At 75.8% G+C, this 17,337-nt stretch carries 19 protein-coding genes; 9 read left to right on the top strand and 10 right to left on the bottom strand.

The window, feature by feature from the left end:
* Positions 1 to 34 precede the first annotated feature (34 nt).
* Complete coding sequence (locus tag KG103_RS16275) at positions 35 to 2,116, top strand: glycosyl hydrolase (RefSeq protein WP_243656171.1); 2,082 nt, start codon at positions 35 to 37, stop codon at positions 2,114 to 2,116.
* Here KG103_RS16275 and KG103_RS16270 read toward each other — a convergent pair.
* The gene (locus KG103_RS16270) at positions 2,072 to 3,481 is read right to left on the bottom strand and encodes a glycosyltransferase 87 family protein (RefSeq protein ID WP_249670640.1); all 1,410 of its coding nucleotides are present in this window, start codon (positions 3,479 to 3,481) and stop codon (positions 2,072 to 2,074) included. The genes KG103_RS16275 and KG103_RS16270 overlap by 45 nt on opposite strands.
* Positions 3,482 to 3,720: 239 nt before the next feature.
* Between KG103_RS16270 and KG103_RS16265 the strand changes: the two genes are divergently transcribed.
* Entirely contained in the window at positions 3,721 to 5,058 is a 1,338-nt protein-coding gene (locus KG103_RS16265; protein ID WP_207339530.1) for a uracil-xanthine permease family protein, read from the top strand.
* Between the two features lie 103 nt (positions 5,059 to 5,161).
* Here KG103_RS16265 and KG103_RS16260 read toward each other — a convergent pair whose 3' ends face one another.
* Positions 5,162 to 5,824: a LytR C-terminal domain-containing protein gene (locus KG103_RS16260; protein WP_207339529.1), complete on the bottom strand. Its 663-nt coding sequence runs from the start codon at positions 5,822 to 5,824 to the stop codon at positions 5,162 to 5,164.
* A gap of 34 nt (positions 5,825 to 5,858) precedes the next feature.
* Positions 5,859 to 6,152 carry a type II toxin-antitoxin system VapB family antitoxin gene (locus tag KG103_RS16255; RefSeq protein ID WP_207339528.1) on the bottom strand — a complete coding sequence of 98 codons (294 nt, stop codon included), beginning with the start codon at positions 6,150 to 6,152 and terminating at the stop codon, positions 5,859 to 5,861.
* 127 nt (positions 6,153 to 6,279) lie between these two features.
* Here KG103_RS16255 and KG103_RS16250 point away from each other — a divergent pair, with 127 nt between their 5' ends.
* From KG103_RS16250 to KG103_RS16240, 3 genes are read left to right on the top strand one after another with little or no spacing between them, the layout of a single operon-like run.
* Positions 6,280 to 6,885: a CDP-alcohol phosphatidyltransferase family protein gene (locus KG103_RS16250; protein WP_207339527.1), complete on the top strand. Its 606-nt coding sequence runs from the start codon at positions 6,280 to 6,282 to the stop codon at positions 6,883 to 6,885.
* The gene (locus KG103_RS16245) at positions 6,882 to 7,817 is read left to right on the top strand and encodes a phosphatidate cytidylyltransferase (protein WP_207339526.1); all 936 of its coding nucleotides are present in this window, start codon (positions 6,882 to 6,884) and stop codon (positions 7,815 to 7,817) included. Before KG103_RS16250 ends, KG103_RS16245 begins: the two co-directional genes overlap by 4 nt.
* Positions 7,814 to 9,121 carry a lysophospholipid acyltransferase family protein gene (locus KG103_RS16240; RefSeq protein WP_213319933.1) on the top strand — a complete coding sequence of 436 codons (1,308 nt, stop codon included), beginning with the start codon at positions 7,814 to 7,816 and terminating at the stop codon, positions 9,119 to 9,121. Before KG103_RS16245 ends, KG103_RS16240 begins: the two co-directional genes overlap by 4 nt.
* Positions 9,122 to 9,158: 37 nt before the next feature.
* On the opposite strand, the gene KG103_RS16235 is transcribed toward KG103_RS16240, so the two are convergent.
* The 3 genes from KG103_RS16235 to KG103_RS16225 form a co-directional block, all read right to left on the bottom strand.
* Positions 9,159 to 9,881 carry a hypothetical protein gene (locus KG103_RS16235; protein WP_207339525.1) on the bottom strand — a complete coding sequence of 241 codons (723 nt, stop codon included), beginning with the start codon at positions 9,879 to 9,881 and terminating at the stop codon, positions 9,159 to 9,161.
* Complete coding sequence (locus tag KG103_RS16230) at positions 9,878 to 10,255, bottom strand: PadR family transcriptional regulator (protein ID WP_207339524.1); 378 nt, start codon at positions 10,253 to 10,255, stop codon at positions 9,878 to 9,880. Before KG103_RS16230 ends, KG103_RS16235 begins: the two co-directional genes overlap by 4 nt.
* Positions 10,256 to 10,434: 179 nt before the next feature.
* The gene (locus KG103_RS16225) at positions 10,435 to 10,638 is read right to left on the bottom strand and encodes a cold-shock protein (protein WP_089797961.1); all 204 of its coding nucleotides are present in this window, start codon (positions 10,636 to 10,638) and stop codon (positions 10,435 to 10,437) included.
* A gap of 315 nt (positions 10,639 to 10,953) precedes the next feature.
* On the opposite strand from KG103_RS16225, the gene KG103_RS16220 reads away from it, so the two are divergent.
* Together KG103_RS16220 and KG103_RS16215 are read left to right on the top strand one after the other, a co-directional pair.
* Positions 10,954 to 12,846, top strand: a complete 1,893-nt coding sequence (locus KG103_RS16220) for a M48 family metallopeptidase (protein WP_207339523.1) — start codon at positions 10,954 to 10,956, stop codon at positions 12,844 to 12,846.
* Between the two features lie 21 nt (positions 12,847 to 12,867).
* The gene (locus KG103_RS16215) at positions 12,868 to 13,917 is read left to right on the top strand and encodes a P1 family peptidase (RefSeq protein ID WP_207339522.1); all 1,050 of its coding nucleotides are present in this window, start codon (positions 12,868 to 12,870) and stop codon (positions 13,915 to 13,917) included.
* Positions 13,918 to 13,969: 52 nt separating this feature from the next.
* Here KG103_RS16215 and KG103_RS16210 read toward each other — a convergent pair whose 3' ends face one another.
* Positions 13,970 to 14,455, bottom strand: coding sequence for a hypothetical protein (locus KG103_RS16210; RefSeq protein WP_207339521.1), 486 nt, complete (start codon positions 14,453 to 14,455; stop codon positions 13,970 to 13,972).
* Positions 14,456 to 14,590: 135 nt separating this feature from the next.
* Between KG103_RS16210 and KG103_RS16205 the strand changes: the two genes are divergently transcribed.
* Positions 14,591 to 14,815 carry a PLDc N-terminal domain-containing protein gene (locus tag KG103_RS16205; RefSeq protein WP_249670639.1) on the top strand — a complete coding sequence of 75 codons (225 nt, stop codon included), beginning with the start codon at positions 14,591 to 14,593 and terminating at the stop codon, positions 14,813 to 14,815.
* A gap of 6 nt (positions 14,816 to 14,821) precedes the next feature.
* Here the strand turns inward: KG103_RS16205 and KG103_RS16200 are convergent, their stop codons facing one another.
* A complete protein-coding gene (locus KG103_RS16200) occupies positions 14,822 to 15,118 on the bottom strand; it encodes a DUF1905 domain-containing protein (RefSeq protein WP_207339519.1) in 297 nt (98 codons plus the stop codon).
* Positions 15,119 to 15,266: 148 nt separating this feature from the next.
* Between KG103_RS16200 and KG103_RS16195 the strand changes: the two genes are divergently transcribed.
* Entirely contained in the window at positions 15,267 to 16,334 is a 1,068-nt protein-coding gene (locus tag KG103_RS16195; protein ID WP_249670638.1) for a CPBP family intramembrane glutamic endopeptidase, read from the top strand.
* A gap of 48 nt (positions 16,335 to 16,382) precedes the next feature.
* Here the strand turns inward: KG103_RS16195 and KG103_RS16190 are convergent, their stop codons facing one another.
* Together KG103_RS16190 and KG103_RS16185 are read right to left on the bottom strand one after the other, a co-directional pair.
* Positions 16,383 to 16,907: a mycothiol transferase gene (locus KG103_RS16190; RefSeq protein ID WP_207339518.1), complete on the bottom strand. Its 525-nt coding sequence runs from the start codon at positions 16,905 to 16,907 to the stop codon at positions 16,383 to 16,385.
* A 70-nt stretch (positions 16,908 to 16,977) separates the two neighbouring features.
* A complete protein-coding gene (locus tag KG103_RS16185; RefSeq protein ID WP_207339517.1) occupies positions 16,978 to 17,265 on the bottom strand; it encodes a DUF4287 domain-containing protein in 288 nt (95 codons plus the stop codon).
* Positions 17,266 to 17,337: the final 72 nt, after the last annotated feature.

Below are 17,337 nucleotides of genomic sequence, written 5' to 3'. Positions count from 1 at the left end.
CTCCGTGCTGCCCGCCACCGGGAGAGGTCGCTGGATGCTCGTCATCGGAGCGCTCGTCGCTGCCCTCCTGGTCGCCGCGCTGCTCGTCGCACGGCCGTGGTCCGGGGGAGGGGCCGCACCCGCGGCCGGCGCCCCCGGCGACGGCGGTGCGCCCGACGCCCCCGTCACGGGGCCACCGGACGCCGCGCCGCCGGAGGTCGACACCGCCGCCCTGACGGGCGCGCTCGTGCAGGCCGCCGACGCGAAGATCGATCCCGTGCGTCTCGCCGACGGGCTCGCACCGCCGTCGAACCGCTGGTACTCGGGGCTGGTGTTCGGTGAGGAGCCGCAGCCGGTGTTCCCGCTGCCGCTGTCCTTCGGTCTCACCGCCGGCGGGTTCACCGTCGGGCTGCCCGACCCGGTGACCAGCGCCCGCGCCGTCGTCGGGCCGCACGTGCCGGCGGTCACCGTCGACGTGGGGGCCGCGTCCTCCCAGGTCGTCGCGGCGGACCCCGTCGCGGTGACCACCCGCCTGCTCGACGCCGGCGGTGAGGCGCTCGGTGACGTCACCGTCGCCGCTGGCTCACCGTTCGTGTCGTTCACCGCGGCGGCGGACGTCGAGGTCGTCGCGGGCGACGGGTTCGACGCCCTCACCGACGGCGTCGCCACCGCCGAGGTGGGCGGCACCACCTGGGGCCTGGCGGCCTCGGCCGGGTCGCTCGCCGACGGCACGCTCGTGCTCCCGGCGGGCGCGACGGCTGCCTGGTACGCGCTGCCCGACGACGCGTCCGACGACGCCGCCGAGGTGCTCGCCGCCGCCGCCGTCGACCCCGTGGTGGGTGTGGACGTGACCTACGGCGTCGGCGACGACGTGGCGCGCACGACGCTCACCTACCGCACCGCGGGGTCGACGCCCACCGCGTACGTGCTCATGCGGCACCACACCACCGGCAGCCAGCCGGACCGCGAGGGGTGCGGCCTGGGGACCTACCGCAGCGTGCACGGCACCCTGGAGCTGTGCGCGGGCTCGACGCTCACCTCGTACGCCCCGACGCTGCGCCCCACCGGTGCGCTCGACCTCGACGGGATCCCGGCGGAGCGCCGCGACGCGGTGCTCGCGCAGCTCGAGAAGGACGTCGCCGGGACGCAGCCGTTCGCCTCCGACACGTACTTCGGCGGCAAGCACCTGTACCGCGCCGCGACCCTCGTGGTGCTGGGTGAGCAGCTCGGCGCCGACGACCTGGTGGCCGACCTGCGCACCCGGGTGTCGGACGCGCTGCGGGAGTGGTCCGAGCCCGCCGGCTGCGACGAGCGCCCCGCCCGGTGCTTCGTCTACGACGAGGCCGCCCGGTCCGTGATCGGTCGGACCCCGTCCTTCGGGTCCGAGGAGCTCAACGACCACCACTTCCACTACGGGTACCTGCTGTCGGCCGCGGGCCTGCTGGGTGCCGACGACCCCGACCTGGTCGAGGACGTGGCTCCCGTCATGGACGCGCTCGCGGTCGACATCGCCGCCGCGCAGCCGTCCGACGAGCTGCCGCAGCTGCGCACGTTCGACCCCTACGCGGGCCACGCGTGGGCGTCGGGCACGTCGCCGTTCGCCGACGGCAACAACCAGGAGTCCGCGTCGGAGGCCGTCAACGCGTGGAACGGTGTCGGGCTGTGGGCGCAGGCGTCCGGCCAGGACGACCTGCTGACCCAGGCGACGTGGCTCGCGTCCACCGAGGCCGCGTCGGCCCGCGACTACTGGACCGACCCCGATCTCGACGACCCCGTCATGGACGGCTTCGAGCACCGGGTCGTCGCGCTCAACTGGGGCGGCAAGCGTGACTGGGCCACGTGGTTCAGCGCCGAGCCCAGCGCGATGCTGGGGATCCTGCTCATCCCGATGGGCCCGGTGTCCGACTACCTGGCCGTCGACGTCGACCCGGAGACCATCCGGGCGGCGGTCGAGGAGGCGTCGCCCGACGGCCCGGACGTCATGTTCGGCGACTACCTGCTGATGTACCGGGCGCTGGCCGGCCCGGAGGACGCCGCGGCCGCCTGGCAGGACGCGATCGACCTGCCGGACACGTCGATCGACGACGGCAGCTCACGCGCGTACCTGCTCGCCTGGCTCGCCGCCCACGGCGCCTGACGGGTCCGGTGCGACCTCGGTGGCCGGACCCGCTCCGGCCACCGAGGGCGCCCGCGGGACGCGTGCGAGGTGCACCAGCGTGACGACGAGCAGCACGACGAGGGCGACGTTGCGCCCCACCAGCACCATCGTGCTCAGCGGCTGCCCACCCATCACGAGCGGGTAGTACCACGGGTAGACCCACTGGGTCGCACCCGCGACGACCGCCACGGCCACAGCCGTGGGGCGCCACCGCGGCAGCCCGAGCGCCAGGGCCACCGCCACCGGCGGCGCCAGCCAGGAGATGAACTGCGGGCTGCCCACCTTGTTGGCGACGATGAGCACCAGCGTCAGCGCGAACGTGCCACGCACCACGAGGTCGGCGCGCACGGCGTCGTCGGACCACAGGCGCTGCCCCTCGCGCCGGCGACGCCACCACAGCAGCGCCGTCGTCAGCAGCACCGCGATCGGCAGGACCGCACCGAGCGTGTCGGCCGCGGCCTGCGTGCCCGGCCCGTAGACCTCGACCGAGATGATGTCGGGGTTGAACTCGCGGCGGATCGTCGGCGTCCACAGCCCGGCCACGAGCCAGCCGGTCGCGGCCACGGACTCCACCTGCAGCCCGCGCTCGCCCTGCGTGCGCACGAACGACAGCACCTCGTCCCCGCCGCCCAGCGCGACGACCGTGCCGACCACCACGGCGCACACCAGCACCGCCGGCTCGACGACGTCCCGCCACGGCCGGCGGGCCGCCAGCAGCAGCGGGATGATCGCAGCGCCCGGCGAGACCTTGATCCAGGCGGCGGCGGTGACCAGCACGGCGGACGTGCGCGGGTGCGTCAGCGCCACCAGCAGCGCGATCACCGACATCGGGGCGACCACCGCGTCGAGCCGCCCCATGGCGACCGGGCCCAGCAGCAGCAGGAACGCGATCCACCAGGACGCCGCGAGGCGGCCCGCGCGCCGCCGCAGCAGCAGGGCGACCGCCACGGCGTCGAGGACCGTCACCAGCGCGCACCACCCGAGCGTGTACGCCAGGGTCGACGTGGTGCTCACCACCGCGGGGACCAGCATCGGCAGCACCGCCCCCGCGGGGTACACCCACGCCCCGTCCAGCACGGGCCACTGCCCGGAGTCCAGGCCCGTCTGCACCCACCAGCGGTACAGCTCGACGTCGGTGTACGCCCCCGCCATCGGCCCGGTACCCAGGTGGGCGCCCCACACGTGCACGGCCACGAAGAACAGCCACACCAGCGCGTCCTGCACCAGGCGGGGTGCGCGGGCCGCGGACGGTGCCGGCGCGGCCGGGTCGGCGGCAGCCGGGTCCGCGTCGGCCGCGGGAGGCTGTGCGGCGGCGGGCGCGTCGGAGCCCGGGGCTGTCGTCACGGAGGTTCTCCCGGGTCGGTGAGCGCTGCTGGACCACGGTACGGGAGGTCCGCCCGCAGCACGAGACCGTAATGTTTCGGACAACGCCGGTGCGTGGACCGGCGTCTCACCCGGGATCGTCGGGCGAGACCGTCGATGCGGGCCGTCGCGAGGGCCGCCACCGCGGACGTCGGTCCCTGCTGCGCAGCGCGTGGCGTCGCTACCCTCGCGTCGGCATCACCACGGGAGAGGGAGCGGACATGAGCAGCTGGGGCTGGACCGTGCACGGGGACGGGCGGACCGTCCTGCCCGGTGAGGTGGTGGCGCCCGAGGAGCGACTCGCCTGGGGGCGCACCGTCAGCATCGGCATGCAGCACGTGGTCGCCATGTTCGGGGCGACGTTCCTCGTCCCGCTCATCACGGGGTTCTCCCCGCAGACCACGCTGTTCTTCTCGGCGCTGGGCACCGCGCTGTTCCTGCTCGTGACGCGCAACCGGCTGCCCAGCTACCTGGGGTCGAGCTTCGCCTTCATCGCGCCGGTCACCGCCGCCACCGCCACCGGGGGCGAGTCCGTGGCCGTCGGCGGCATCCTGGTGACCGGTCTGGCCCTGCTCGCGGTCGGCATCGTCGCGCACCTGGCGGGGACGCGGTGGATCGACGCCCTGATGCCACCGGTCGTCACCGGCACCATCGTGGCGCTCATCGGGCTGAACCTCGCGCCTGCGGCGTGGGGGTCCTGCGAGGCCGACGGGACCTGCTCGGGCTTCCGGGCCGCCCCGGTGACGGCGACCGTCACGCTGCTCGCGATCGTGCTGGTCACCGTGCTGTTCCGCGGGTTGCTGGGCCGGCTGTCGATCCTCGTCGGGGTGCTCGTCGGGTACGCCGTGGCGCTCGTGCGCGGCGAGGTCGACCTCGCCGCGGTGCGCGAGGCCGCCTGGATCGGCCTGCCGCCGTTCGTCACCCCCACGGTGGACTGGTCGGTGCTCGGCCTGTTCCTGCCCGTCGTGCTGGTCCTCGTGGCCGAGAACGTGGGCCACGTGAAGTCCGTCGCGGCGATGACCGGCAAGGACCTCGACCCGCTGGTCGGCCGTGCCCTCATGGCCGACGGCCTGGCCACGACGCTCGCCGGCACCGGCGGCGGGTCCGGCACCACGACGTACGCCGAGAACATCGGCGTGATGGCCGCCTCGCGCGTCTACTCCACCGCCGCCTACTGGGTGGCCGCCGCGACCGCGCTCGTGCTGGCCCTGTCGCCCAAGTTCGGCGCCGTCGTCGCGACCATCCCGGCCGGTGTGCTCGGCGGTGCGGCCACGGTGCTCTACGGCATGATCGGCCTGCTCGGCGCCCGGATCTGGGTGCAGAACCGCGTCGACTTCTCGGCACCGGTCAACCTGATGCCGGCCGCCGTCGCCCTCATCGTGGGCATCGCCAACTTCACCTGGGACGTCGGCGACCTGCGGTTCGAGGGCATCGCGATCGGCACGGCCGTGGCGATCGGGCTCTACCACCTCATGCGGGCGGTCGCCCGGTGGCGCGGCACGCACGACGAGCCGGCCACGCCGGCGTCCGTCCCGGGCGGCGACGAGCTGACCCGCTGACGCCCTCGCCCCGAGGGCTGCGACGGGCGGCCCTCGGGGCGGTGCGCCGCCTGCAGGCGGTCCGGGCGGTGCGCCGCGCCGGGTACCGCCCCGGGCTGGGGCGTCAGCCCTCGGCGGGCTGCTCGGCCGCCGGCTGCTCGGCCGCCGGCTGCTCGGCCGCCGGCTGCTCGGCCGCAGCGTCGGCGAACTCCTGGAACGGGATGCAGCCCGCGGGCCCGACGAGCGGCGTGGCCGGGTCCAGGAGGACCTCCTCCTGCGGCGCGAGCCCGACGAACTCGCTGCCGACCACGAGGTCGACGAGGGCGTCCTGCCGGGTGTCGAGCGTCAGGACCGCGTCGGGCACGTACGCCTGCAGGGTGTACGCCGCCGCGCTGCCGGCGACGCCGTAGATGATGCGCCCGACACCGCTGACCTTCGCCGCGTTCTCCGTCTGCCCGATGACGAAGCCGCGCTCCGTCAGCAGGGACGCGGCCTGGCCCGCGAGGCCGTCGATGCCCGCTCCGTTGTAGACGTCGACCGTGATCTGGTTCGTCGCCACGGGAAGGGCGCCCTCCGGCGGGCAGTACGTCCGGACGTCCTCCGCGGCCTCCGTCGGCAGCGCCGTGAACTCACGCTCGAGGAAGGGCAGCGACAGGCTGTCGGTGTACAGCGCGGCCGCGCCGAGACCGGACACCGCCAGGCCGGCGAGCAGCACGCCGAACACCACGGCCTGCCGCTCGTGCATGTGCCGGCGCCGCAGCGCGCGCGCACGGTCCTGGTCGCTCACGAGACCCCGCCCTTCCGTCGACCCCGGCCCGCGGTCACAGCACCAGCACCCGCGCGTGCAGCAGGGCCCGCTGGTGGAGGGCGGCGCGCACCGCGCGGTGCAGGCCGTCCTCGAGGTACAGGATCCCCTTGTACTCCACGACGTGGGCGAAGAGGTCGCCGTAGAACGTCGAGTCCTCCGCCAGCAGCGCGTCGAGGTCGAGGTTCCGCTTGGTCGTGACCAGCTCGTCGAGCCGCACCTGACGCGGTGGCACGTCCGCCCACTGCGCGGGCGTCGTCAGCCCGTGGTCCGGGTACGGGCGCCCCTCGCCCACCGCCTTGAAGATCACGGGCCCGAGTGTAGGGGGTGGTCGGCGTCCGACCCGGGACGGTCCGCCCAGGGATCACCCGCACGCCGGGGGTGACGGCCGCGCGCGGCACCCGGTGCCCGCCCTGCCGGTGGGTACAGTCGCCGACATGCCGTCGCTGTACGCGCTGAAGCCCTGGTACACCCGGCGGCTGCGCCTCGTCGTGGACCGCGCCGTGGCACGCGGGACGACACCCGACGTCTTCACCGCGGCCGGGGTCGCCGGTGCGGCGCTCGCGGGCGTCGCGCTGGCCCTGGGGTGGTGGCTGCCCGCCCTCGTGCTGCTGGCGGTCCGGCTCGCCGGTGCCAACCTCGACGGTGCGGTGGCCCGCGCCCGCGGGGTGTCGCGGCCCTGGGGGTTCGTGCTCAACGAGCTCGGCGACCGCGCGTCGGACCTGCTGATGTTCGCGGGGCTGGCGGTGCTCGCGGCGCGGACGGGTGGTGACCCCGTCGCGGGTCTGACGCCCCTGGCCTGGGTGCTCGTGGCCACGGTCGCCGCGACGCTGCCGACGTTCGTCTCGCTGGCCGGCGCCGGTGCGGGTGCGCCGCGGCTGAACGGTGGCCCCCTCGGCAAGACGGAGCGCTGCCTGCTCGCCGTGGTGGGGGCCGCCGTGCCCGCGCTGCTGACGGTCGTGGCCGTCGTCGTCGTGGTCGGATCGGTCCTGACGGCCGTCGTGCGGGCGCGCCGCATCCGTCACGCGCCGGGCGTCGCGTGAGCGTCGAGCCGACGCAACGGCCGGGCGTCCTCGACCCGCTCGCGGCGTGGACCGGTCTGGACCGCACCGCGTACGCCCTCGACCTGCGGCTGGGGTCCTGGCACCTCGACCTCGACGGGCGCGCGGTCTTCCTGCTCGTCCTCACCGCCGCGATCCTCGCGGTCGCCGCGGTGCCCGTTCTGGCCTCCCGTCGGCCCGAGCTGCGGCGACGCTGGACGACGTGGGCGCTGATCCTGCCGGTCATCGGGATCCCGATGTGGCTGGGGCCCGGGCCGACCGCGCTGCTGGCGGCGCTGCTCGCGCTGCAGGCGGTCCGCGAGTTCGCGGCGATGACCCGCCTGCCGCGCCCCGAGACCGCCCTCCTGCTCGTGCTGGCCGTCGCCTACCCCCTGGCCGCGTGGCTCGACCCCGGGCTGCTGGCGCTGGTCCCGCTGGTGGCGCTGCTGTGCGCCGTGCCCGCCGTCCTCGTCGGGGACGCCGACCGGGGCGTCGAGCGCGCGACCGGTGCCGCGTTCGGCTCCATCTGGTTGTGCTGGTCGCTCGCGCACCTCGTGCTGGTCGGGTCCGACGCGTTCCTGCTGTGCTTCGCCGCGGCGGCGACCGACGTCGCCGCGTGGTGCGGGGGGCAGGGGCTCAGGCGGTTCGCGTGGGCCCGGCGCCCGTTGTCGCCGCTCAGCCCCAACAAGACCGTCGGTGGTCTGGTGGGGGCCGCCGTGGGTGGGACGATCGTGCTGCTCGTCCTCGGTGCGTTCTCCGCCGGCCTGGTCGTGGCGGTGGTCCTCGGTGGTGTGGGAGGTGACCTGGTGGAGTCGATGGTGAAACGGCGTGCGGGAGTCAAGGACGCGGGCACGTGGCTGCCCGGGTTCGGTGGGCTCCTCGACCGCGTGGACTCGTTGCTGCTGGTCCTGCCGCTGGCGTGGGTGCTGGCATGAGCGCCGACGAGCCCCGGACCGACGGGCCGGAGGCGGTGCCCGTGGTGGCCACCGGTACCGGTGGCCACCACGGGCACGCCCCGGCCGAGGCGTTCCGTCGGCTGCGTCGTCGGGTGGGCCTGCCGCCCGGGTTCAACGTGGCGGGCGCGCTCCGGCACCTGGCGTGGCGCAGCGCGTTCCACCTCGTCGGCGGGTTCCGGGTCGTCGGTGCGGCGCCGTACGAGCCGATGGTCGTCGTCGCCAACCACTCGTCGCACGCGGACACCCCGGCGCTGCTCGCCGCGTTCCCGGCGCCCTACAAGCCGGTGGTCGTCGCCGCGGGCGACTACTGGTTCGACGCGGCCTGGAAGGCGCGGCTCCTGCAGATCGCGATCGGGGCCGTCCCGGTGCGCCGCAAGGGCGGGGGCGGGTACGAGTCGCTGATCGAGGGCGCGACGCAGGTGCTGGGCAGCGGGTCGAGCCTGTTCGTCTTCCCCGAGGGCACGCGCTCCACCGACGGCCGGCTGGGCCGGTTCCGCAGCGGTGCGCTGCGGATCGCCCAGGAGTTCGACGTGCCGATCCTGCCCGTGGCGATCGTCGGGACGCACGAGCTGCTGGCCAAGAAGGGGCGGCTCACGCCCGGCCCGGTCGAGGTGCGCGTCGGGCACCCCGTCGACCCGCACACGCTGACGGACATGAAGCCGCTGGTCGCGCAGATCGAGGGGATGCTGGCGGCCGGTCCGCCGGTCCCGTCGCGCTCCGCGACGTGGCGCGTGCTGCGCGGCGTGATGTCCGGTCCCGGCGGCATGGTCGGCGCGGTCGTGTGGGGCTTCGCGGAGGCGGTGAGCCTGCCCGTGACCTCGGAGATGTACCTGGTGCTGGTGGCGGCGGCGCACCCGCGCCGGGTCGTCCCCGCCGCGGCGTGCCTGGCCGTCGGGTCCGTGGCCGGTGTGCTCGTGACCCGGGCGCTCACCGAGCGCGGGCACCGACCGCCGGCCCCGCTGACGACGCGGGCGATGCGCGAGCGTGCCGCCCGGGACCTGGCGACGGCCGGTGCGCGCGGGATCTGGCAGCAGGCGCTCAACGGCGTGCCGGTCAAGGTGTACGCCGCGGAGGCGGGCGCCGCGCACGTGCCCGCCGCGCCGCTGGCGCTGCACGCCCTGGGTGCCCGGGGCGCGCGCTCCCTCGCCGTCGGCGGTGCTGTCGCCGCCGCGTCGGGCGCCGGTGCCCCGCTGCTGCGCCGGTCCTACGGCGCGTACCTGGGGATCGCGGGGGCGACGTTCGCGGTGGGGCTGGGGCTGGTCGTCCGGCGCTGGAGCCGCTGAGGGTCCGGCACCGGTGCGGCGGGCCCGTCCCGGTGCGTCAGAGCGGGAGCAGCGCGAGCCCGCCGGCGACGAGCAGCGCGACCGCCGGCAGGGCGGTGCTCAGCAGGGCCGCGCGCAGACGCGGGTGACGGCGGGGTGCGGCGTCGCCCGGGCCGCGGACGTCGTCGTTCAGGGTGCCGTCCAGGAACAGGGCGGCAGCGCCCACCGCCAGCAGCAGGATGCTCGCCGCGGCGAGCGGCGCGGAGGGCGCCGTCAGCGGCGCGTTCGGCAGCAGCGCCCCCGGGGCGACGACCGCGACGGTCGCTGCGGCCCCGGCGAGCGCCGCCTGCCACCACCGTGCCCGTGCGAACCACCCGAGCGGACGGGCGGGCGCGAGGCAGAGCACGACCGCGACCACGAGGCACAGGACCGCGGTCACGACCGGCCCGGTCGACGCGGTCAGGGGCTCGCCGCGCAGCCACGGCGGCACCGACCACACGGTCCCCATGACACCGGCGGTCTGGAGCACGACCGCGACGACGTCCCGCGCCGGCGTGCGGCGGTGGGTGGGCAGCACGTCGGTCAGCCCGCGGGCGTACCCGGCGGGGTCGCCGAACGCCGTGGCCGCGTCCTGCCCGGAGTCGGCGCAGTGCGCGTCGACCTCCGCGAGGGCGTCGCCGATCGCGTCGCCGCGCACGTCCCGCAGGCGCAGCTCGAGGACGAAGGCGTCGCGCCAGGTGGGCGTCACGTGCGGTGCGAGGTAGGTGCTGTCGCTGCTCATCGGTGGGCCTCCTGGTCGGTCACGAACGTCTCGGTGAGGTGGGCGAAGCGCGCCCAGCGCGCGCCCTCGTGGTGCAGGTGGGTGCGCCCGGCGGCGGTGAGCGCGTAGTACTTGCGCCCGGGTCCGCCGTCACCCTGTCGCCACTCCTCGTCGAGGAGGCCCGCCGCGTGCAGCCGCCCGAGCAGCGGGTAGAGCGTGCCGCCCTTGATGTCACCCAGGCCGGCGGCCGCGAGCCGCTGGGCGATGTCGTAGCCGTAGGTGGGGCCGTCCGCCAGGACGCGCAGCGCGCACAGCGACAGCACCCCCCGCAGCCACTCGCCGGGCCAGGGGTCGCCGGGAGCCTCGGGGTCGGGGGGTGGGGCGTGTCGGGGCATGGGCTAGACAGTACGCCTAACTAGATAGGCGCACAACCATGTGGTCGAGATCCGTGGCACCGGTGATGGCGGACGGTCCCGCCGGGGCGTCTTCTGCCCCGGAACGGCGAAAGGGCGCCCCGACCAGTGGTCGGGACGCCCTTCGCGTGAGCCCCTCAGGGCTCGGTGAGCTGTGTGGCTCAGGCAGGCGCGACGTTGGAGGCCTGCGGACCCTTGGGGCCGGCCTGCACGTCGAACTGCACGCGCTGGTTCTCCTCGAGCGAGCGGTAGCCCTGCGTCTGGATGGCCGAGTAGTGGACGAAGACGTCCGGGCCGCCGTCCTCGGGGGCGATGAAGCCGAAGCCCTTCTCAGCGTTGAACCACTTCACGATGCCAGTGGGCACGTCATTCTCCTCATGCGGTTACTACGGACCCGACGACCGGGGCCGGTGAATCACGGTGGCCGTCGTCCGCTCCGGAGAACGTGGACAAGCTATGCACTGCGACTACGACCGACAGACTAGCGGGAGGTCACCGGTCTGCGCGAGGGTTTCGCCCAGGCGGTCTACGTCACGTTGCGCGACCCGGACACCGCGGCCACGCCGCGGCCACACGCCCTCCACATCCGGGTGACGAATCGTCCGCGCGCAGGGGTCCGGCGCCGCTACGCTCCGCGCGACGGGGCGCAGGGGCTCCCCGGAGGAGCCCGGGAGGCACCGATGAGCACCAGACTGCGCGCCGCCGTCGCGGTCCTGACACTGGCCGGGTTCTACGTCGTCGCGCTGCTCGTGCTGGGAGGCCTGGCCGCACTGACGGTCCAGGCGTTCCGACTGGGAGCCGGCGTCCTGGGCGGCAAGCTCGGCTTCGTCACGATCGCCGCGATGGTCGGCGTCGTCGTCGCGCTGTGGAAGGTCGCCCGCGCGCGGCCCGGGACCCCCGCCGGACCCGTGCTGCTGCGGGCCGACGCGCCCGAGCTCTGGGCGCTGGTCGACGAGGTCGCGGAGCTGACCGGCACCCGCGCTCCCGACGAGATCCGCCTCGCACCCGACGTCAACGCCGGCGTCATGGAGCACGCACGCCTGCTCGGCCTCGTCGGGGGCACGCGGCACATGGTGATCGGCGTGCCCCTGCTGCAGGGGCTCACCGTGGACCAGGTGCGCGCCGTCCTCGCGCACGAGATGGGGCACTACGCGCACGACGACACGCGGCTGTCCGTCGTGGTGCACCGCGGGCGCGCCGTCATCGGGCAGACGTTGGCCCAGCTGTCGGGCTCGCTGCCCGGCTGGCTGCTGCGCCAGTACGGCAAGCTCTACCTGCTGGTGTCCGCGGCCACGGGCCGTCGCCAGGAGCTGGCCGCCGACGCCCTGATGGTCACCGCCGTGGGCCGTGCGACCGCCCAGTCGGCGCTGCGCGAGACCGAGGTCCTCGACCTGGCCTGGCGGTTCTACCTGGGCGCCTACGTCGACATCGGCTGGGACGCGGGTCTGGCCCCGACGTCCGAGGGCTTCTACGGCGGGTTCGGCCGGCTGCTCGCGGCGCGCTCCGACGAGCTGGCGTCGCTGCGGACGGGTCCGGTCGACGAGACCCGCAGCCGCTGGGACAGCCACCCCCCGACGGGGGTGCGCGTGCTGGCGATGGAGCGGCTGGCGGACGTCCCGCACGTGCCCGACGCTCGGCCCGCCACCGTGCTGGTGCCCCACCTCGACGCGCTCGCCGCCCACCTCGCCGACCAGTACCTGGCCGTCGAGGACCGGCAGCGGCTGCCCTGGGACGAGCTCGTGGCGACCGGTGTCGCCATCGAGAAGCAGCGTGCCGCCGACGGCGTCCACCGCACGGCGGCCAGGCTGGCGGGCGTGCCCCGCGCGTCCCTGGGCACCGTCCTCGACCTCGTCGCGCAGGGGCGCAACGACCAGCTCGCCCGCGAGCTCGGCGTCGACACGCACGAGCCGGAGCCCGTCGCGCCCGGGCAGCCCGCCCCGCACCCGCTCGCGGGCGTCCTCGAGACCGTCCTGGCCGCGGCGCTCGTCGCCGGCGGAGCCGCCCGCTGGCGGCTGGACTGGGCGGGGCCCGCCACGCTGTGCGACCGCGAGGGGGACCGCATCGACCTGGCGGCCTGGGCACGGTCGGCCGCGGTGCCCGGTGGCGTCGAGCACGTGCGGGCCTGGCTCGCGGGACTCGGGGTCGACGCGCACGCCGTCGGCCAGGTGCACGACACCGCCACCGCCCACGGCGCCTCGGTCGTCGCGGGACTGTCGAACATGACGGTCGGCGGCGCCCCGCACGACGTCCTGGTGCTCGACCGCGGGCTGGTGCTGCTGCCGTGCCCCAAGAAGACGGACGGCGGCAAGGCCCGGCTGATCGGCATCCTGCAGTCGCAGCCCGTGCACGTCCTCGCGGCCGTCCACCGGTACGTGCCCTACGAGGACGTCCGGGAGGCGACCGTGCAGCGGCCGTTCCCGCTGCGCGCCACCGTCGACCTGCACGACGGCACGCACCTGGAGCTCAAGGAGCGGCTGGCGGGGGAGTACCTCACCAAGGACTCGCAGACCGTCCTGCTCGGTCACCTGTCCTCGCTGACCGCCGTCCGCCACCCGGAGGCTGCGGGGACCTGAGCCCGGTGCGACGCTGAGGGGATGAGCGCGACGACGCCCCGACCCCAGGCGCCCCGCGGTGCCGGCGACGCGATCTCCGACGTCCCCGGCGTGCGTGTCGGCCACGCGCACCGCACCGGCGGCGGGTGGCTCACGGGGGTCACGGTCGTGCTGCCGCCGCCCGGCACGGTGGGGGGCGTCGACGTGCGCGGGGGCGGGCCCGGCACGCACGAGACCGACGCGCTCGACCCCACCACGCTCGTGCCCACGGTCGACGCCGTCGTGCTCACGGGCGGCAGCGCGTTCGGGCTGGTCAGTGCGCACGGTGCGATGCGCTGGTGCGCCGAGCGGGGTCGCGGGTTCCCGGTGACGCCCGACCCGCCCGGGCACGTCGTGCCGATCGTGCCGGCGGCCGCGGTGTTCGACCTGGGACGCGGCGGGGACTTCCGCGCGCTGCCCACCGCGGAGATGGGGTACGAGGCGGCCGGGGCGGCGTTCGCGCTCGGGGACCACGCCCCGGTGGCGCGCGGCTGCGTGGGCGCCGGCACCGGTGCCGCGATCGCGGGTGCCGCCTACAAGGGCGGCGTGGGCACGGCGTCCGTGCGGCTGCCCGACGGACCGGGTGGCGGGGTGGTCGTGGGCGCCCTCGTCGTCGTCAACGCCGCGGGGGCGCCCACCGGGCTGGGGCCGCCGGCGGTGCCGCCCGGGGGTGCGCTCGACCCCGCCGCGGGCCGGGTCGGGCCGGGCGCCGGCGGGGCCCCGGCGTCCGGCGCGCCGCTGAACACGACGCTGGTCGTCGTCGCCACCGACGCCGCGCTGGACCCCGCCGAGACCACCCGCACGGCGTCGGCCGCGCACGACGGCCTCGCGCGGGCGCTGGACCCGGTGCACACGCTCGCCGACGGGGACACGGTGTTCGCGCTCGCGACGCAGGCCGTCGCGCTGCCCGAGCGCCGCGCCGAGCGGGTCGCCGCCCTCGTGGCCGTGCAGGCGGCGGCCGCGACGGTGGTCGAGCGGGCGGTCGCGGACGCGGTCCGCTCGGCGACCCGCACCACCACGCCGGCGGTCGACCTGCCGGGCTGGGCGGGGTGACCGCCGGTGCGCGGTCGGGGAGTCGGTGGGTGCGGCCGGTCGGTCGGTGCCGTCAGCCGACGCTCGCCGTCAGCCGCAGCCGCTCGCCCAGGGTGACGTCGTCGACGCGCAGCCGCACCCCGCGTGCGGCGGGCAGCATCTCGCCGACCAGCGGGCCCAGCCGGTCGAGGGAGATCTCGACGACCGTCGCACCGTCCTGCGTGTGCACGGTCGCCACGCCCGCCGGCAGCTTGCCGAGCTGACCGCGGACCGCCTCGGTGACGAACCCGCTGAGGTCCATGCGCAGGACGGGGTGGGACGCCACCACGGCGACGCGCCACGTGCGGTCCGTCACCCCGCGGTCCTCCACCCGCACGTCGACGGGCCCCGCCATCCGCGTCGCCATGCGCACCGCACCGGGCACGCCCGGCAGCTCGTGCACCTTCACCTGCGCCTGCACCCGCTGCGGGCCGCCGCGCACGTCGGTCACGGCGGACGGGATCGCGTCGGCGGCACGGGCCAGCGTGAGGGCCTCGTCGAGACCGAGGGTGAGCTCCATGCCGGTCAGGGTACGGGCGCGCGGCGGGCGGCGCGCGGCTCGGTGACCTCCGGGCCTGTTGCCGGTGCGTGGGCGCAGGGCACGATGGACCTGCAGCCGTCCGCGCGCTCGTGCGCCCGTCCCCGGAGGTCCGACGTGTCCCTGAAGAAGACGACGTGGCGTGAGATGAGCGGCAAGCAGCGCGGCCTGACGGCCGTGGTGGGCGCCGCGCAGGTGGCGCTGACGGCGGCCGCGTTCCGGGACCTCGTCAAGCGGCCGGCCGACCAGGTGAACGGGCCCAAGCTCGCGTGGGGGCTCGCGCTGCTCGTCAACTGGGTGGGGCCGCTGGCGTACTTCGCGAAGGGCCGTGCCGCGTCCTGACGCGCGTCACACGTCGACGAGCCGGAGGCGTACGCGCACCACGTCGCCGGGCTCGACGCCCGCCGCGGTCCGCACGGCCTTCTTCACCGGCAGCACGAACGTCTCACGTCCCTTGTCGGGGAAGAGGGACGTGCGCCACGTCGTGGGGCCCAGGGTGACCTCGACGCGCACGGAGCCGAACCCGCCCTGCCGGCCACGGGTCACGTCGTCGACCTCGTCGGCGACGTCGAAGGGCAGGGACCCGAACACCCAGGACCCGTTCTCCGACCGCCACAGCGGGACGTCGACCTCGAACTCCGGCACGGCTGCGACGGTACCGCGCGGTGCCCGCACAGCGTCGCCGCCCGGCAGGGGGCGGTGCCGTACCGGTCGGTGACGATCGCCGGGGTGGCCGCCGTGCTCACTGTTTGATAACTTATAGAACAAGTAATCGATCCGGGAGGAGCGCCTCGTGACCGTCCACCCCGCCACGCCCCCGCCCGCACCGGGCGGACCGCCGTCCGGCCCTGCCGCGCCCCCGACGCACGTCGGCCCGCCCGTGCCGACGGCCGACGGGACCGCGGACGCGCCCGACGCACCCGACGCACCCGTCGGCCCGTGGCCCGCTGGCGTCCCGTGGACCGCGGTGACCGTGTTCGTCGTGGTCGCCTGCGCGCTCGCCTGGCTCGTCGCGCTGCCGCTGTGGCTCGGTGACGGCCTCGCGTCACCCCTCACGACGCTCGTGGCCGTCGCCATGATGTGGACGCCGGCGGCGGCCGTCGCGGTGGTGACCCTGGCGCTGCGCGTCCCCGCGCGGGAGCGGCTGCGCGCGCTCGGGGTGTGGCCGCTGCGTCCCGTCGGTCGGACGCTCGGGTTCGTCGCCCTGTCGGTCGTCGGCCCGATCGTGCTGGTCGCCGCCACCACCCTCGTCTCCGGCGCCCTCGGCCTCGTCCAGCTGGACCTCGTGACGTTCTCGGGCTTCGCCGCGCAGCTCGAGGACGCGCTGCCCCCGGGTGGCGTGCTGCCGCCGGTGGGCGCGCTCGTCGCCCTGCAGCTCGTGTCCATCCCGGTGGGGGCGCTGGTCAACAGCGTCGCCGCGCTGGGGGAGGAGGTCGGCTGGCGGGGCTGGCTCCTGCCCGCGCTGCTGCCGCTGGGCACCTGGCCCGCGCTGCTGGTCAGCGGGGTCGTCTGGGGGCTGTGGCACTCGCCGCTGATCCTGCTGGGCTACAACTTCGGGCGCACCGACGTCACGGGCGTGCTGCTCATGATCGGCGGGTGCGTCGCCTGGGGTGTGGTGCTCGGGTGGCTGCGGCTGCGCAGCGGGTCGCTGTGGCCGGCGGTCGTGGGGCACGGTGCGCTCAACGCGGTCGGCGGGCTGGTGCTGCTGCTCTCGGCCGCCGGCGACGCACCGGACATGGCGGTCGTCGGACCGCTGGGCGTCGTCAGCTGGGGGGTGCTCGCCGTGGTCGTGGGGGTGCTGGCCGTCACCGGGCAGCTCACCCGCCGCCCGGCACCGGCCACCGCTCCCACGTCGGTCTGACGGCGGCGGCAGGTCCGCCGTCACGGCGACGACGGGCCGGCCGTCCGCTCAGCCGACCAGCTCGCGGGGGAGCAGGCCGCGCAGGTAGGCGGCCTGCCCCGCGTGCTGCACGCAGTCGTCGAGGATGCTCACCAGGCGCACACCGAGCGTCACCGGCGGGTCCCACGACTCGTCGACGACCGTGCCGAGGTCGTCGTCCTCGACGCGCTCGAGGTAGGCCAGCGTCTGCGCGGTCGTGGCGTCGAGGTAGCCCAGCAGCAGGTCGGTCGGGGCGTCGACCTGCGCCGCCTCGTCCGGCGACTGCCCGTAGCCCGTGGCGTCGTCGCCGAACGGCAGTGCGAACCGCTCGTCCCAGCCGCCCGCCGTCCACACCTCGGGCGTCCCGGCCAGGGCCGCGACCTGGGAGTCCTGACCGCGGGCGATGTGCCACGCGAGCCAGGCCAGCGTGTTCGCGCCCGGTGCCGGGCGCCACGTGCGCGCCGCGTCGGTGGTCCCCTCCAGAGCGGCGGCGACCACCGGCCCGACCCGTCCGAAGCCGTCCGTCAACATCTGCCGTGCGCCTGTTCCCGTCATGGCGCACGACGCTACGACCGGCCGACGGCCCGCGCACGGCGGGCGGCCGGGACCGTCGCCCCGGCCGGGCTCACACGGGTCGCGTCGCGCGGCCGTCCAGCCACAGCGTGTCCGACGCGTCCCGGTGCGTGCCCGTGGTCCCCACGTGCGCACTGCTGATCTGCGCGCCCCTGGTGATGACGTGGACCATCGCCATGCCGTGCCCACGGCCCAGGCCGTGGTCCTCGGCGAGCCAGGCGAGGATCGGTGCTGCCTTCGTCGTCTCGTCGAAACCGCGCTCGTGCGCCTGGGTGAGGAGCTGGCGGGGGGTCAGGCCGGTCTTCTGCTCGATCGCGTCGAGGTACGCCTGGAAGGACAATGCGATCGCCTCCTGTGCCGGGTGTGGTACCCCGGTCCGACCCGCCCCGGCCGGCGGACTCATCGGGTGGGT

The organism is Cellulomonas wangleii (assembly GCF_018388445.1).
Taxonomy (GTDB): domain Bacteria; phylum Actinomycetota; class Actinomycetes; order Actinomycetales; family Cellulomonadaceae; genus Cellulomonas; species Cellulomonas wangleii.
Note: the sequence above shows the minus strand (reverse complement) of the source record. Positions and strands in the feature narration are given on the sequence as shown.